The sequence below is a fragment of the Bacillus sp. JAS24-2 genome (assembly GCF_008274905.1).
GTDB classification, from domain to species: Bacteria; Bacillota; Bacilli; order Bacillales; family Bacillaceae_G; genus Bacillus_A; species Bacillus_A cereus.
The window spans coordinates 3,879,861-3,894,999 of the sequence record NZ_CP031068.1 but is presented as its reverse complement, the minus strand read 5'-3'; the positions used below and the strand labels follow the sequence as shown (position 1 = coordinate 3,894,999).

Genomic DNA, 15,139 nt, shown 5'->3' with positions numbered 1-15,139 from the left:
AGGCATCGGTCTATTTTTAATTAAATTTCTTAAAAAGGTTGGATAGAACATGAGTATGCTCTATACTTATGTTGTTATAGAAAAAATGTGGTGGGATGCTTTGTGCAATATAATTTTAAAGTAGAGGCTTTTGAAGGGCCGTTAGATCTATTGTTACATTTAATACATCGTTATGAAATTGATATATATAATATTCCTGTAGCAGATATTACAGAGCAATATTTATCTTATGTGCATACGATGAAAGAACTTCAATTAGATGTTGCAAGTGAGTATTTAGTAATGGCTGCAACGTTATTACAAATTAAAAGTAAGATGTTGTTGCCGAAACATGAAGAAGATGTACTTGATAACGGTGATGATTTTATAGATGATCCTCGTCAAGAATTGATGGAGAGGTTAATTGAATATAAGAAATATAAGCAAGTTGCTACTGAGTTAAAAGAAAGAGAACAAGAAAGAGCACAGCTATATACACGTCCACCAATTGACTTTACATCGTTGCAACAAGAAGAGGAGACAAGCTTACCTCTTGATGTTACGTTATATGATATGCTAGCAGCATTTCAAAAATTAATGCGCCGTAAAAAGGCAAAAAAACCTGTAACAACACGTATTACTCGTCAAGAAATACCAATTGAACAGCGAATGACTGATATTTTAAAGCAGTTAAAAATAAAGGGTGGTCGCCAAAGTTTTTACGATTTGTTTGTTGATGATGAACGTGAAATAATGGTTGTAACATTTTTAGCAGTTCTGGAACTTATGAAAAATCAACAAATCATAATTGAGCAAGAACATAATTTTGATGAAATTTTCGTATCAAGCTCTAATAAATCTGCATAGAGCAAGTATGTGAAAATGGGATAGAAACATTTTATCTCATGCTATGTTTTAATGTATCGTTTGGAACAAGAGAAAAAATATTGAACCGAACGCATTAATTGTGATTCGGTTTTTTGATGTGTATTTTTATGGGAAAATAGAAGGAAGGAGCTCGTGAAATGGATAGGAAAGAACAAAAGTCAATTATTGAAGGCCTTTTATTTGTTTCTGGTGATGAAGGGATTTATCCAGAACAAATAGCAAAAGTTCTTGAAATTGAAATGAATGAAGTAATTAATATTTTAGAAGAAATGCAACAAGAATGTGAAGGTGCAAACCGTGGTTTGCAAATTGTACAGTATGCAAAAGTATATCGTTTTGCTACAAAGAAAGAACATGCTTCATATTATCAAAAATTAATAGATACACCAACAGCTACTTCACTCTCACAAGCTGCCCTCGAAACTTTAGCGATTGTTGCATATCGCCAACCAATCACAAGGACTGAAATGGAAGAGATTAGAGGAGTTAAAACCGATAAGGCGTTACAAACGTTGGTTTCACATTTACTTATAAAAGAAATGGGAAGAGCAGAAGGACCAGGGCGTCCTATTTTATACGGAACAACAAAAGAATTTTTGGACACATTTGGATTGAAAACATTAGATGATTTACCACTGCTTTCTGAAGAGAATGAACAAATGAATGAAGCAGATTTATTCTTCGGTTCCTTACAAGAGATATCGAAATAAAAGCTTAGCATTTTGCTAAGCTTTTTTTGTATATCAATTATTTACAGTGCCATACTAAATGAAAAAAGGAGACGAGTTATGAGAGGTATGCGGATTATTTTATTATTAGTTTCTGTTTTATTATGTTTTTCTTTAAATAGCGCATCAGCTAAAAGGTATATGATGTCCATTCATACTACGTCTCCTTTACATATGCATCGGCAACATCTTAGTAAAATGAAAGTGAGCTTTTTAAAAGTGGGGCAAGGTGACGCAACACTTATTATAATGCCAAATGGACAAACAATGTTAATTGATGGAGGACCTTATGAAGCAGGAGAGGTTATTATTCAGAAATTAATTGAGAAAGGGATTAATCATTTAGATGTAATTGTCAGTACGCATCCCGATATGGATCACATAGGGGGGTTAATTCCAATTGTAGAGCAAATGCCGGTATCGCTTATATTAGATAGCGGAAAAACATATAGTTCTCTTACTTATCATACGTATCGGAATAATATTAAAAAAAGAGGGATACCTTTCGTTTCAGTAAAGGAAGGACAATATATACCGCTGGATCCACATGTTTCTATACAAGTATTAAACAACGGGAAATCAAAAGATGAAAATAATGAATCCTCAATTGTTTTAAAGGTGCGATATGGAAAAGCGGATTTTTTATTAATGGGTGACGCGGATGTACGGACAGAACATGAAATATTAAAACAATTTGATGTCCATGCAGATGTGTTAAAAGTGGGGCATCACGGCTCATATACTTCAACAAGTGAAACGTTTATAAAAAAAGTGGAACCGCAGTTTGCTATTTTGTCGTACGGGAGTAGTAATCCGTATGGACATCCTCACCAAAGTGTAGTGAAACGCTTAAAAAGGCACGGTATAATGGTATATAGAACGAATAAACGTACAGTAGAAATGGAAACAGATGGTGAACATATTATGTTAGAGTCTAGCGGGTTAATGCCATTATTGAAGTGATTTCTAGATTAGGGGGCGATACTGTCCCTTTTTGGAAAAATGAATAATATATATTATAATTATAAGAGACGTAAGAAATTTCCTTTTCTGTTGAATAAAAAGGAAATTTCATTAGAATGTATAGACAACTACTCGTGCGTATATTAAGATGGAACTAGGCGAATAAGGTAATAATAACAAGTAGGTAATTCATGGGAAAGGATCGATGAAAATGAAAACGCAAATTGTCATCAATGCCAAAATTTACACAGGTCAAGAAATAGTGGAAAACGGATTTATTCGTTACGCAGAAACCATTAAAGAAATTGGTTTGATGGCTCAATATGTACCACAAGAAAATGAAACTGTTTTTGATGCTACAGGGAAGATTGTAATTCCAGGTATGATCGATGTTCATATTCATGGTGGATACGATATTGATGCGATGGATGCAAATAGCGATGGGTTAGTAACTCTAGGTAAAGAAATGTTAAAAGAAGGGGTTACAACTTACTTCCCAACAACAATGACACAAGCTCCAGAGGCAATTGAAGCAGCGTTAACTGCTGCAAAAGAAGCAAAAGAAAAAGGAGCGCATTTCGAATATATTCACTTAGAAGGACCTTATGTTTCAAAGAAACGTGCAGGTGCACAACCACTTGAACATATCGTTCCTGCAAATATTGAGCAATTTAAACAATGGCAAGAAGCAAGTGGGAATTTAATTAAATTAGTAACATATGCACCAGAAGAAGAGGGAGCGTTAGAGTTTGAACAATATCTTGCTGAAACTGGTGTAGTTGGCACAATGGGGCATACAGATGCAATTGATGCGCAACTAAAAAATAGAAAGATTACACATGCGACACATTTATACAATCAAATGCGTGGATTACATCACCGTGAACCAGGAGTTGTTGGTCATGTGTTATTAAATCCAGATGTAATGGTTGAAGTAATTACAGATGGCATTCATATTCACCCTGATATGGTGAAATTAGCATATAAGTTAAAAGGACCAAAAAAAGTAAGTGTTATCACTGACGCAATGCGTGCAAAGGGTCTTGAAGATGGATTATATGAGCTTGGCGGACAGCCAGTACATGTAAAAGATGGTAGTGCTCGATTAGAAGATGGAACGTTAGCTGGTAGTATTTTGAAAATGGATCAAGCTTTCCGAAATGTAATTGAATTTACAGGTTGTTCAATCGAAGATGCAGTACTGATGACATCAGTTAACCAAGCAGAAGAGTTTGGATTAAATAATAAAGGTGCATTAGCGGTAGGAAAAGATGCAGACTTTGTTGTGATGAATGAAGATTTACATGTATATGATACGGTTCGTTTAGGAATTCATATGAAGGAAGGGAAGTAATTAAATGAATATTCTTGTTGTAAAAACTCCAGAAGAACTAGCAGAAGCAGGTTATAAATTAATTGAAGAAGTTGTAAAAACAAAAGAAAATCCAACGTTAGGAATGGCTACAGGAAGCTCTCCATTAGGTATTTATGCAGAAATGCGAAAAAATAAACTTGATACAAGCCGTGTAACCACTGTAAACTTAGATGAGTACGTAAATTTACCACATGAAGATAAAAACAGCTATCACTATTTCATGCAAGAACAGTTGTTTGATCATCTTCCATTTAAACAAACTTATGTACCAAACGGGATGGCAAGTGATTTAGAGGAAGAGTGCAAACGTTACGAGAGCATTCTAGCTGCTAACCCAGTTGACCTACAGATTCTTGGAATCGGTGAAAACGGTCACATCGGATTTAATGAGCCAGGAACGCCGTTTAATTCTCCAACAAACATTGTTGAATTAACAGAATCTACACGCCAAGCAAACCTTCGCTTCTTCGAAAAAGAAGAAGATGTGCCAACTCATGCGATTACAATGGGAATTGGAAGCATTATGAAAGCGAAACAAGTTCTACTTGTTGCTATGGGTTCTAAAAAGGCAGAAGCTGTTAAAGAATTATTGCAAGGTGAATATAGTGAAGAGTGTCCGGCTACAGTTTTACAACGTCATCCGAATGTAACCGTAATCGCTGATCAAGAAGCTCTATCTTTATGCAGTGAGGCGATTGCTGATGAACATCGACAAGTATTCACCATTTCCGATCTATTATCAGATTCAAGAGTGGGTGAAACAGCTAATTGAGGACGGCGAATGGAAGCCGGGAGATAAAATCCCATCTGAGAATGAACTTTGTGATAAGTTCGAAGTGAGTCGAATGACAATCAGACAGGCGATTAATAATTTGGTGGAACAGGGCTATTTATATCGGAAGCGTGGAATTGGAACATTTGTCCAACTTCCGAAAGTGGAACAAAAATTGCAAGGAATGACGGGATTCACAGAAGACATGATTTCTCGTGGGATGAACCCAAGTAGTCAATTACTTAGTTTCCGCCTAGTTCCAGCTACTGCGAAAATAGCAGACCGGTTGAGAATACAGGAGGGGGAATCGGTTTATGAAGTGAGGCGTATTCGCTTAGCTGATGATGAACCGATTGCTTTTGAGACGACATATTTGTCGCCAGCTCTTGTAAAAGATATTAACGAAGAGATATTGCAACAATCTTTATATGAACATTTAGAGAAAAAACTGGGCTTTAAACTTGTTAGCGCTACTCAGTCAATTGAAGCTTCCGTTGCGACGGAAAATGAAGCTGAACATCTGCATATTCCTAAAAAGGCGCCTGTACTTGTAATGCGTCAATGGTCATATTCAGAAGGTGAGGTACCGCTAGAGTACGTGAAATGTATTTATCGTGGAGATCGTTATAAATTTATTACGAATATCGCACGTAACAAATAGTATATTTCAGTTTGTGAAGTACAGTGGAATTGAAAATGGTTAACATGTAAAGAAATAAAAATACGACTCATCCTTATAAGGAATGAGTCGTATTTTTATTATGAGCAATTACGTGGTTAACAGCATCTTTGACGTGATTTACTACATAGTGAGCGTGATTTTTTACTGCATCATCTGCTTGTGACATAGCAAAACTGTGAGGAGTTAAAGAAAACATAGGAATGTCATTGTAAGAATCCCCTATACAAGCAATTTCCTCAGGTTTTATTTGAAACTCATTTAATAAAACAGAAATGGCAGAGCCTTTACTAACATTCGGTGGCATTACATCTAAACATTGTTCTGCTGAGATGAAAGTACTAACTTTCCCGTGGAATTTTTCATCAATTTTTTTCTGAAGGAGTTGTAAGCTCTCCTTTGTTCCGCCGACAGAAATTTTATTTGGGAAAATTGTATCATCAATCTTCTGTAGTAAGTTTGGTTCTTCAACAGAAGTCATAGTTACTTGTTGTTCAAGTTCTTGAATAAAAGGTGTTTTCTCTTCAATGTAATAATTATGCTCATCACTTACATAACGGAAATAAGGATCTTCATTCGTCATAGCTAACAAATCGGGAAGTATGCTGGAATCAAAAGTTGCAGATAATAGTTGTTTATTCTCATGTGTATATACAAAAACACCATTTACACTAATACGATGAAAATTTGTATTTACAGCTTTCATTAAGTCTGCAATTTCATTATCAAGTCTTCCGGAAGCGAAGCAAAGAATAACATTTTGTTCGGCAAGGCTGCGCAGTGCCGCAACATCTTGTTCATCAATAAGACCTCCGTGTTGCATCATTGTACCATCGATATCACTTACAAACATTTTAATCATGCTGTTATCTCCTTTCTATGTACAGTTGCTCTTACATTATACGCATCATATATAAACATGTCTAAAAAATGAATTTTTATTAAATGGCAGATGTTTTACATTGACGACAAAGAAGAATATTCTGTAACATAAAAGTAGGCTATTTAAGTACGAGGGTGGTGTTATATGAGTAATTATCTAGAAATTAAAAAAGTTTTAAATAATAATGTCATCATTGCTAGCCATCCGGAACACGAGGAAGTAGTAGTGATTGGTAAAGGAATTGGATTTGGGAAAAAAGCGAAAGATGTATTGGAGCAAGAACAAATCGAAAAAATGTTTGTCTTAAAAAATGAACGTGATCGTGAACAATACAAATTATTAGTGCCGCATATTAGTGAAAAATTAATTGAATTGATGAACGATATTATGCTGTACATTCAAGGAAAAGCGAAATCTCCACTAAATGAACATATTCATATTGCGTTAACAGATCATATTTCATTTGCGATTAAAAGGTTAAAACAAGGACTTACAATTGATAACCCTTTTTTAGTTGAAACAAAAATGCTCTATCCAGAGGAATATGAAATTGCGGAAGGTGTTGTAGAACTTTTAAATTCTCGTTTGCAAATTACATTGCCTGAAGGAGAAATTGGTTTTATTGCACTTCACATTTACAGTTCGCTTACAAATTCTGATTTATCTTCAGTTAATCAAAACTCCCGTCTTATTGCACAACTTGTATCTTTAATTGAGACAAACTTACAAATTACATTAGATCAAGAGAGCATTCATTATTTACGTCTTATTCGTCATCTTCAATATGCTATTGAGAGGGTGAAAAAAGGAGAAAAAGTAGAGGAATCGCAAAGTTTTGCTGATTTATTAAAGGCGGAGTATCCAGTTTGCTATAACTTGGCTTGGAAGCTAGTTAAGGTCATGCAAAAAGAGTTGCAACTACCTGTATATGAAGCTGAAAGTATTTATTTAACGATGCACTTGCAACGCTTAGTAAAGGCAGAGCATGTGTAAAAAGTCATATATTTTTGTCTAAAATGAAAACGTTAAAAAAAATGATTGAATCGCTTACAATAGTTATGTATAATAACTATTGCAAAGTTATACAAATTTCGACAAACACATTAAGGTGAGTAACGAAAACGTTTGCCTTAATTATAGTGAACTTATACGTAAACCTATTTTTGACACGTGTTACTGATTCGATCAGGCATGAGTGGAGAAAAGTAAGGAATGTAAGCTAGAGAAAGGGATATACTACCCTTTGTATAGCTATCGTTCTATCTTTTTTTCCTCATGTCTTTTTGGCGTTTGTCGGAAGGTATCAATATAGATAAGAGAGGAAGGGTTTCCATGTTTAAGAAGATCTTTGGTGTTCTTCAAAAAGTCGGAAAAGCGTTAATGCTTCCAGTAGCGATTTTACCGGCGGCAGGTATTTTACTTGGATTTGGTAATGCATTTCAAAATCCACAGTTAACAAATGTTATTCCTGCTTTAAAAGCAGATTGGTTCGTAATGGTTGCAAAAATTATGGAACAATCTGGTGATATTATTTTCGCTAACCTTGCATTATTATTCGCAGTTGGGGTAGCAATTGGTTTAGCTGGTGGAGACGGAGTAGCTGGTTTAGCAGCATTCGTCGGCTACTTAATTATGAACAAAACGATGAGTGTGTTCTTAGAAGTAGATAAGCTAGTGAAAGTAACAAGTTCTGGAGCAGACCCAGTAAAAATTGGATTTGCAGATCCAGCGTATGCAAACGTATTAGGTATTCCAACGCTACAAACAGGAGTATTTGGTGGTATTATCGTCGGTATAGTAGCGGCATATTGCTATAATAAATACTTCAACATTGAATTACCATCATACTTAGGTTTCTTTGCAGGTAAGCGCTTCGTACCGATCGCAACTGCAACATTCTCTTTAATAGTAGGTATTATCATGTGCTTCATTTGGCCATACATTCAAGGTGGCTTAAACACGTTCTCACATCAAATGATTGATGCAAATAGAACAATCGCAGCATTTATATTCGGTTTAATTGAACGTTCATTAATTCCATTTGGATTACATCACATTTTCTATTCACCGTTCTGGTTCGAATTCGGTCAGTATACAAATGCAGCTGGCGAATTAATCCGTGGTGACCAAAAAATCTTTATGGCACAGTTAAAAGACGGTGTAGAATTAACAGCAGGTACATTTACAACTGGTAAGTATCCGTTCATGATGTTTGGTCTTCCAGCAGCAGCTTTAGCAATGTACCATGAAGCACGTCCAGAAAATAAAAAATTAGCAGCAGGTATTTTAGGTTCTGCAGCATTAACATCTTTCTTAACAGGTATTACAGAGCCACTTGAATTTTCATTCTTATTCGTAGCGCCAGTATTATTCGGAATTCACGCTGTATTTGCTGGTCTATCATTTATGACAATGCAAATTTTAGGTGTTAAAATTGGTATGACATTCTCTGGTGGTTTAATTGACTTCCTATTATTCGGTGTATTACCAGGCCGTACAGCATGGTGGTGGGTAATTATTGTTGGTCTTGTACTAGCAGTTATTTACTACTTCGGATTCCGCTTTGCAATTCGCAAATGGAATCTAAAAACACCTGGTCGTGAAGTGGCAAATGCAAATGACGGCGCAGGAAAAGCAGAAGCAGGCGAACTTCCTCGTGAAGTATTAGTAGCACTTGGTGGTAAAGAAAACATTGCTTCTTTAGATGCTTGTATTACTCGTTTACGTGTTCAAGTTAACGAACAAAAGAATGTAAACAAAGACCGCTTAAAAGAACTTGGAGCAGCTGGTGTACTTGAAGTTGGAAATAACATTCAAGCTATTTTCGGGCCGAAATCTGACACATTAAAATCACAAATTCATGATATTATGTCAGGTCGTACACCTCATGTTGAAAAAGAAGAACCTGTAAAAGTGGAAGAAACTCCTCAAAAAGTTGATGAAAATGAAACAATTGTATCACCAATCGAAGGAAAAATCTTACCAATTACAGAAGTACCTGACCAAGTATTCTCAGGAAAAATGATGGGAGACGGATTTGCAATTGAACCAACTGAAGGAACAGTAGTTTCTCCAGTGAACGGTGAGATTGTCAATGTATTCCCTACAAAACATGCGATTGGCATTCAATCTGAAGGCGGAAAAGAAATTTTAATCCACTTCGGTATTGATACTGTAAAATTAAATGGTGAAGGTTTTGAAGCGCTTGTAGCACAAGGCGACAAGGTGAAACAAGGCCAACCATTATTAAAAGTAGATCTTGCATTTGTAAAAGAAAATGCACCATCTATCATTACACCAATTGTCTTTACAAACTTACAACAAGGGCAACAAGTCGAATTGAAAAAAGATGGAAATGTTAAGAAGGGCGAAACCGCTATTATTGACATTCAGTAGGAATTTGACGCAAAATGTTTATAATTATAATAGGCGATGTGGTTGACCGAACATCGCCTATTATATACAATAGATGGTGTAGTACTCACGTCTATACAACTAAAAAATACTGTAATTTAAAGGAGATAAATTATCATGGAAAAAATCTTTAAAGTAACTAGCGACTCAGGAATTCATGCTCGTCCAGCAACTCTACTTGTAAACACTGCAAGCAAATTCGGTTCTGACATTAACTTAGAGTATAACGGAAAGAACGTTAACTTAAAATCAATCATGGGCGTTATGTCTTTAGGCATTCAACAAAACACAGAAATTAAAATCACTGCAAATGGTGATGATGCAGCTCAAGCACTAGCAGCTATCGAAGAAACTATGAAAAACGAAGGATTAGGAGAATAATGACTCTTAACATTCAAGGGATCGCTGCATCAAGTGGGATTGCTATTGCAAAGGCTTTCAGACTTGAAAATCCTGAATTTAACATCGAAAAGAAATCAATTACAAACGAAGCTGCAGAAATTGCACGCTTAGACGCTGCGCTTGAGAAAGCAAAAACTGAATTAGAAGCTATTAAGGACCACGCATTTGCTGAACTAGGTGCTGACAAAGCTGCGATCTTTGAAGCACATTTATTAGTGTTAAATGATCCAGAACTAGTAAACCCAGTAAAAGATAAAGTAAATAGCGAAAAAGTAAATGCTGAATTTGCAATGGATGAAGTTGCATCAATGTTTATTTCTATGTTTGAAAACATGGATAACGAATATATGAAAGAACGTGCTGCGGACATTCGTGACGTAACAAAACGCGTTCTTGCACATTTACTAGGAATTAACTTCTCAAATCCTGGTACAATTTCTGAAGAGGTAATCATCATTGCTGAAGATTTAACACCATCTGATACAGCTCAGTTAAACCGTAAGTATGCAAAAGGTTTCACTACTGATATCGGTGGACGTACATCTCACTCTGCAATTATGGCTCGTTCTATGGAAATTCCAGCTGTTGTTGGTACGAAAGTTGTTATGGAGAAAATCCAAAACGGCGATATCGTTATCATTGACGGTTTAGATGGAGAAGTAATTGTAAACCCATCAGAAGAAACTCTTCGTTCGTTTGAAGAAAAGAAAGCGAAATTTGAAGAGCAAAAAGCTGAATGGGCTAAATTAAAAGACCAAGCTACTGTAACAAGTGACGGACATCACGTTGAGCTTGTTGCAAATATCGGAACACCAAATGATGTACAAGGTATTATCGATAATGGCGGAGAAGGCGTTGGCTTATACCGTACAGAATTCTTATACATGGGCCGTGACAATCTTCCAACAGAAGAAGAGCAGTTCGAAGCGTATAAAGCAGTTCTTGAAGGTGTAAAAGAAGGTCAACCAGTCGTTGTTCGTACACTTGACATCGGTGGAGATAAAGAGCTTCCATACTTACATTTACCAAAAGAAATGAACCCATTCTTAGGATACCGTGCAATTCGCTTATGTCTTGATGAGCAAGATGTGTTCCGTACACAACTTCGTGCATTACTTCGTGCTAGCGTATACGGTAACTTAAAAATTATGTTCCCAATGATTGCAACTCTTGATGAGTTCCGTCAAGCGAAAGCGATTTTATTAGAAGAGAAAGCGAAACTTGTAGAAGCGGGTACAACTGTTTCTGATTCTATTGAAGTTGGTATGATGGTTGAAATCCCAGCTTCAGCAGTATTAGCAGATCAATTCGCGAAAGAAGTTGACTTCTTCTCTATCGGAACAAATGATTTAATCCAATACACAATGGCTGCAGACCGTATGAACGAACAAGTATCTTACTTATACCAACCATATAACCCATCTATTTTACGTCTTGTAAAAATGGTTATCGATGCTGCTCATAAAGAAGGCAAATGGGCTGGTATGTGTGGTGAGATGGCGGGCGATTCACTTGCTATCCCATTATTATTAGGATTAGGTTTAGATGAGTTCAGTATGAGTGCAACATCTATTCTTCCTGCAAGAACACAGCTAAGCAAGTTGTCAAAAGCAGAAATGGAAACATTAGCAGAAAAAGCATTAATGATGTCAACTGCTGAAGAAGTTGTTGAACTAGTTAAAAGCATATAATCAATAAAAAAACCTGAGCCGATTTGAAATCGGTCTCAGGTTTTTTCTATGAGAAAAGTAAATCTTATTTGCTTACTATCGAGGATAAGAGACAGAATTAGATAGCGATTGCAACGATATCAGTTGGGCATACACGTAAAATACCAGTAAAAGTATTTCGATTTTGATTGTTCTTATCGTCTTTATTGTTATCTTTGTTATCTTTGTTATTACGAGCTAAAGCAGAGAAAAGAGCAACACCGTTAGCGAAACCTTCAAAAATTACATTATTGAAAGTGCCATTACCTCTAATGCTTAAAAGAGAAAGCTCTGTTCCAACTGAAATGCTAGCAAGTACGTTACATACAGCTGGTTGTTGTGGTCTAACTACTTCTCTCTCTTTCTCGCGATGTTCGCGATGGTCACACTCTCTTTCACGATGATGACAGTCTCTAAAGTTATCACAGCATCCAAATGATCCAAACATAATCCTCATCACCCCCTTCACACTTATAATCTATGTAAGTTCGGTAGTTAGTGACTGGACAGAGAGTGGAATTTTTTCTAGGGGATTTTCTCATTTTAAATGACTAGCTGGGTGTTTAGTATGGAATGATGTTTAAAATAGGGGGAATATAACAAAAAAATGTAAAAACCACCGAAATAAATGAAATGGGTAGCCTTTACACTTTTTTACTTTTATATAAAACGATGATATATACAGGAAGAGCTAGGAGTAGTGGCACAATGGATCGTGCAGTATGTTTTTCTGATTCTAATTGGAATGCTTCTTCTTTTGGAAATTGTAAAATGGAGATGTTTGCGGCATCACCAATAAAATATAGAAGCAGTACAGTTACTATGTAACATAAAAGTGCGATAAAGCTTCCGTATGAACTCAATGAAAATCCCTCTCTTGTTATCTATTTGTTATCATTGTATCACAATTGTAACAAAAATACACGGGTATATTTCAACACCTTAACAAAATTCGACACGAAACGTCACGTTTATTTATGAGGAGGGAATAGAATATACTTTCCCATAAGTATAAATGTCGAATGATTTGTAGTAATATTACAAAAGTATGACAGGAAATAAAAAAACGAAGGCAACGTAGTTACCTTCGTTTTTTATTATTTTGCCCACTCACTCACTTGCTCTACGCTCATGCGAGGTGCAGGGTGGCCTTTTAAAGTTGATTCACCAATTGTAATAAGCATAATTGGAACGTAACGAGATGAAACGTTAAATTCGTCTGTCAGTGCTTGTGGATTGAAGCCACCAATAGCACAAGTATCCCAACCAGTTGCTTTAGCTGCAAGCATAAGTTGCATTGCTGCTAAAGATGCATTTGAAAAGGCAGCATCTCTTGGGAATTGTTCACGAGCATATGCAGATTCAATATTTTTAGCTAAGCGTTCTTTTGCTTCTTCTTTCATAAATCCTTGTTCTACAATTGGACCATATACCGGCTCAACATTTTTATAAGCTTCTAAATCGCCTAAAATAGCGACTACTGCAGAAGCATCAAGAATTTGTTGTTGGTTATAAGCTATTGGGTGTAATCGTTTTTGTACATCTTCGCCTTGAAAAACAAGGAATTTCCAGTGTTGTAAGTTCCAAGCGGAAGGTGCTTGTGCTGCGGCTTTTAAAATCTCATGTAATTCTGTAGATGAGATTTCTTTATTTGGGTTGAATGCACGTGTAGATGTGCGTTCATATAGAACGTCAAAAAAGTTGTCGTTTGTCATTGTATATCCTCCAAATTGTATATCGAATTATTTTCAAAAAAATAATATACACTACTTACATTTTGTAAGTTATCGAATTTAAGAATATAATATCTTTATTTTAATTGTCAAGTTTTAAAAATTAGCTAGGGCATTCATACAAACGATACAATTCCTACAATCATACACTAAAAAAGGAATTTATAGAGTGAAAAGCGAAGATAACATTCTCAATTAGCTTGTTAATATGTATCTCTCACAAATTAAAGTTTATTGGAGACCAGTCTTTTAAAAAAGTTTGTGAGGAATTCAGTAGAACAAGATATATGAAGTGAGTGAAGACTAGTGATGAACATACTACATTTTTTATTAGAGAATACGGTTTTCCAAAATGTGTTACAAGATCTGCAGTTAAATGTCCTTTATATAGAAAATGGATGTAAGCATCAACAAACGGTAGAAAATATCCATCCAAAATGTATGTTTATAGCAAATAGTTTTGAAGAGGGCGAACTATTATTTCAAAGAACGAAACCACACATTATCATTACGTATGTAACAGATTATTCTCAAATAAAATATATAAAGAATATGTACACTCCGCACAGTACATTCATTGTCATTTGGGATCAACAAATAACAAAAGAATTCACAGATGTACTTGCATTAGGAATACGTAATATTGTAATAGCTCCTGTAACTCCGCAAGCAGTGTTAGAGGAAGTGAATAAGAGTTTGTATCAACTTTCTTTAGTAAGGCAAGTTAGTTTGCAGCAGGAATTGCTTCAAACGATGTTTGATTTTCAAAATGATCTATTATTTATAGTAGAAGATGATGAAATAGTTGATTGTAATACAAATTTTTTAGCTTTTTTCGGATATGAAAATTTGTTTGCCTATCGTGAGCAACATTTAGTATTTGCTGAACATTTTATTAGAGAAAATGGATACTACTCGACGACGCATGATATAACATGGCTAGACGATACTTTATCTAGTGGTAGAAGAATTAAGATGTTAAATTATGAAGGGGCAGTATCTACTTTTCTATTACGTGCGACACCATTGCCAGAAGATTTATCAAGATTTATTGTAAAGTGCACGGAAATTACAGAATTAGATGAAATCTATCAAGAACAAGAAAGACTTGCTATGATAGATTCATTGACAGAGATTTATAATCGTTTAAAGTTTCAACAAATACTAGAGGTAGAATGGGAAAAGGTAATACGTAGTGATGAGAAAATAGCAATCATTTTATTTGATATAGATAATTTTAAAACAGTTAATGACACATATGGTCATGATTTTGGCGATTTAGCATTAATACAACTTGCAGAGCTTATGAAATCTAAAGTGGAGCAGCAACATGTATTTGCAAGATGGGGAGGAGAAGAATTCATTATATTAGTGACAAATACAGTAGAAAAGGAAGCATTTCAAGTTGCGGAGTCATTACGATTCTTTATTGAAACAAAGCAATTTACTGGAATTTCGAAGTTAACAGCTAGCTTTGGAGTTGCGTTATATGAACAAGGAACTACAAGAGAAGAATTAATGCAAAGAGCGGACATTGCATTATATGAAGCGAAAAAAAATGGAAAGAATCAAGTATGTGTGTATAGAAAAGAAAAAATGTAATTTTTCGCAACA

15 protein-coding genes are annotated in these 15,139 nt (G+C 35.3%); 11 read left to right on the top strand and 4 right to left on the bottom strand.

Annotation, left to right across the window (positions count from 1 at the left end; genetic code table 11):
* Positions 1–102: 102 nt before the first annotated feature.
* The 6 genes from scpA (at position 103) to phnF (ending at position 5,366) form a co-directional block, all read left to right on the top strand.
* On the top strand, positions 103–846 hold the full coding sequence (gene scpA, locus DN407_RS20065) for a segregation/condensation protein A (RefSeq protein WP_001199753.1): 744 nt from the start codon (positions 103–105) through the stop codon (positions 844–846).
* Positions 847–1,004: 158 nt separating this feature from the next.
* A complete protein-coding gene (gene scpB, locus DN407_RS20055; protein ID WP_149216608.1) occupies positions 1,005–1,577 on the top strand; it encodes a segregation/condensation protein ScpB in 573 nt (190 codons plus the stop codon).
* 78 nt (positions 1,578–1,655) lie between these two features.
* A complete protein-coding gene (locus tag DN407_RS20050) occupies positions 1,656–2,558 on the top strand; it encodes a ComEC/Rec2 family competence protein (RefSeq protein ID WP_001214829.1) in 903 nt (300 codons plus the stop codon).
* A 211-nt stretch (positions 2,559–2,769) separates the two neighbouring features.
* The gene (gene nagA, locus DN407_RS20045; protein WP_001987227.1) at positions 2,770–3,912 is read left to right on the top strand and encodes an N-acetylglucosamine-6-phosphate deacetylase; all 1,143 of its coding nucleotides are present in this window, start codon (positions 2,770–2,772) and stop codon (positions 3,910–3,912) included.
* Between the two features lie 4 nt (positions 3,913–3,916).
* On the top strand, positions 3,917–4,705 hold the full coding sequence (gene nagB / locus DN407_RS20040; protein WP_001024210.1) for a glucosamine-6-phosphate deaminase: 789 nt from the start codon (positions 3,917–3,919) through the stop codon (positions 4,703–4,705).
* Positions 4,635–5,366, top strand: a complete 732-nt coding sequence (gene phnF, locus DN407_RS20035) for a phosphonate metabolism transcriptional regulator PhnF (protein WP_021727649.1) — start codon at positions 4,635–4,637, stop codon at positions 5,364–5,366. The genes nagB and phnF overlap by 71 nt, the downstream gene beginning before the upstream one ends.
* 73 nt (positions 5,367–5,439) lie before the next feature.
* On the opposite strand, the gene DN407_RS20030 is transcribed toward phnF, so the two are convergent.
* Positions 5,440–6,246 (bottom strand): Cof-type HAD-IIB family hydrolase, encoded by an 807-nt coding sequence (locus DN407_RS20030; RefSeq protein ID WP_000594244.1) that lies wholly within the window; start codon positions 6,244–6,246, stop codon positions 5,440–5,442.
* 165 nt (positions 6,247–6,411) lie between these two features.
* Between DN407_RS20030 and glcT the strand changes: the two genes are divergently transcribed.
* The 4 genes from glcT (at position 6,412) to ptsP (ending at position 11,774) form a co-directional block, all read left to right on the top strand.
* Positions 6,412–7,260, top strand: a complete 849-nt coding sequence (gene glcT, locus DN407_RS20025; RefSeq protein ID WP_000073858.1) for a glucose PTS transporter transcription antiterminator GlcT — start codon at positions 6,412–6,414, stop codon at positions 7,258–7,260.
* A 339-nt stretch (positions 7,261–7,599) separates the two neighbouring features.
* Positions 7,600–9,663, top strand: coding sequence for a PTS glucose transporter subunit IIABC (gene ptsG / locus DN407_RS20020; protein ID WP_000473174.1), 2,064 nt, complete (start codon positions 7,600–7,602; stop codon positions 9,661–9,663).
* A gap of 135 nt (positions 9,664–9,798) precedes the next feature.
* Positions 9,799–10,062, top strand: coding sequence for a phosphocarrier protein HPr (gene ptsH, locus DN407_RS20015; RefSeq protein ID WP_149216607.1), 264 nt, complete (start codon positions 9,799–9,801; stop codon positions 10,060–10,062).
* Positions 10,062–11,774, top strand: coding sequence for a phosphoenolpyruvate--protein phosphotransferase (gene ptsP / locus DN407_RS20010; RefSeq protein WP_000174207.1), 1,713 nt, complete (start codon positions 10,062–10,064; stop codon positions 11,772–11,774). Before ptsH ends, ptsP begins: the two co-directional genes overlap by 1 nt.
* 97 nt (positions 11,775–11,871) lie before the next feature.
* On the opposite strand, the gene DN407_RS20005 is transcribed toward ptsP, so the two are convergent.
* From DN407_RS20005 to DN407_RS19995, 3 genes are all read right to left on the bottom strand, one after another.
* Positions 11,872–12,240, bottom strand: coding sequence for a DUF3915 domain-containing protein (locus DN407_RS20005; protein ID WP_000468039.1), 369 nt, complete (start codon positions 12,238–12,240; stop codon positions 11,872–11,874).
* Positions 12,241–12,436: 196 nt separating this feature from the next.
* Positions 12,437–12,655, bottom strand: coding sequence for a hypothetical protein (locus DN407_RS20000; RefSeq protein WP_000100485.1), 219 nt, complete (start codon positions 12,653–12,655; stop codon positions 12,437–12,439).
* Between the two features lie 234 nt (positions 12,656–12,889).
* On the bottom strand, positions 12,890–13,507 hold the full coding sequence (locus tag DN407_RS19995; RefSeq protein WP_000180372.1) for a nitroreductase family protein: 618 nt from the start codon (positions 13,505–13,507) through the stop codon (positions 12,890–12,892).
* 327 nt (positions 13,508–13,834) lie between these two features.
* Between DN407_RS19995 and DN407_RS19990 the strand changes: the two genes are divergently transcribed.
* A complete protein-coding gene (locus DN407_RS19990) occupies positions 13,835–15,127 on the top strand; it encodes a GGDEF domain-containing protein (protein WP_001023189.1) in 1,293 nt (430 codons plus the stop codon).
* The last annotated feature ends 12 nt before the right edge of the window (positions 15,128–15,139 follow it).

Coding starts and splice junctions, on each gene's coding strand:
- DN407_RS20050 (WP_001214829.1), top strand. CDS start 1,656: ATGAGAGGTATGCGGATTATTTTATTATTAGTTTCTGTTTTATTATGT.
- phnF (WP_021727649.1), top strand. CDS start 4,635: ATGAACATCGACAAGTATTCACCATTTCCGATCTATTATCAGATTCAA.
- nagB (WP_001024210.1), top strand. CDS start 3,917: ATGAATATTCTTGTTGTAAAAACTCCAGAAGAACTAGCAGAAGCAGGT.
- DN407_RS19995 (WP_000180372.1), bottom strand. CDS start 13,507: ATGACAAACGACAACTTTTTTGACGTTCTATATGAACGCACATCTACA.
- glcT (WP_000073858.1), top strand. CDS start 6,412: ATGAGTAATTATCTAGAAATTAAAAAAGTTTTAAATAATAATGTCATC.
- nagA (WP_001987227.1), top strand. CDS start 2,770: ATGAAAACGCAAATTGTCATCAATGCCAAAATTTACACAGGTCAAGAA.
- scpB (WP_149216608.1), top strand. CDS start 1,005: ATGGATAGGAAAGAACAAAAGTCAATTATTGAAGGCCTTTTATTTGTT.
- DN407_RS19990 (WP_001023189.1), top strand. CDS start 13,835: ATGAACATACTACATTTTTTATTAGAGAATACGGTTTTCCAAAATGTG.
- DN407_RS20005 (WP_000468039.1), bottom strand. CDS start 12,240: ATGTTTGGATCATTTGGATGCTGTGATAACTTTAGAGACTGTCATCAT.
- ptsP (WP_000174207.1), top strand. CDS start 10,062: ATGACTCTTAACATTCAAGGGATCGCTGCATCAAGTGGGATTGCTATT.
- DN407_RS20030 (WP_000594244.1), bottom strand. CDS start 6,246: ATGATTAAAATGTTTGTAAGTGATATCGATGGTACAATGATGCAACAC.
- ptsH (WP_149216607.1), top strand. CDS start 9,799: ATGGAAAAAATCTTTAAAGTAACTAGCGACTCAGGAATTCATGCTCGT.
- ptsG (WP_000473174.1), top strand. CDS start 7,600: ATGTTTAAGAAGATCTTTGGTGTTCTTCAAAAAGTCGGAAAAGCGTTA.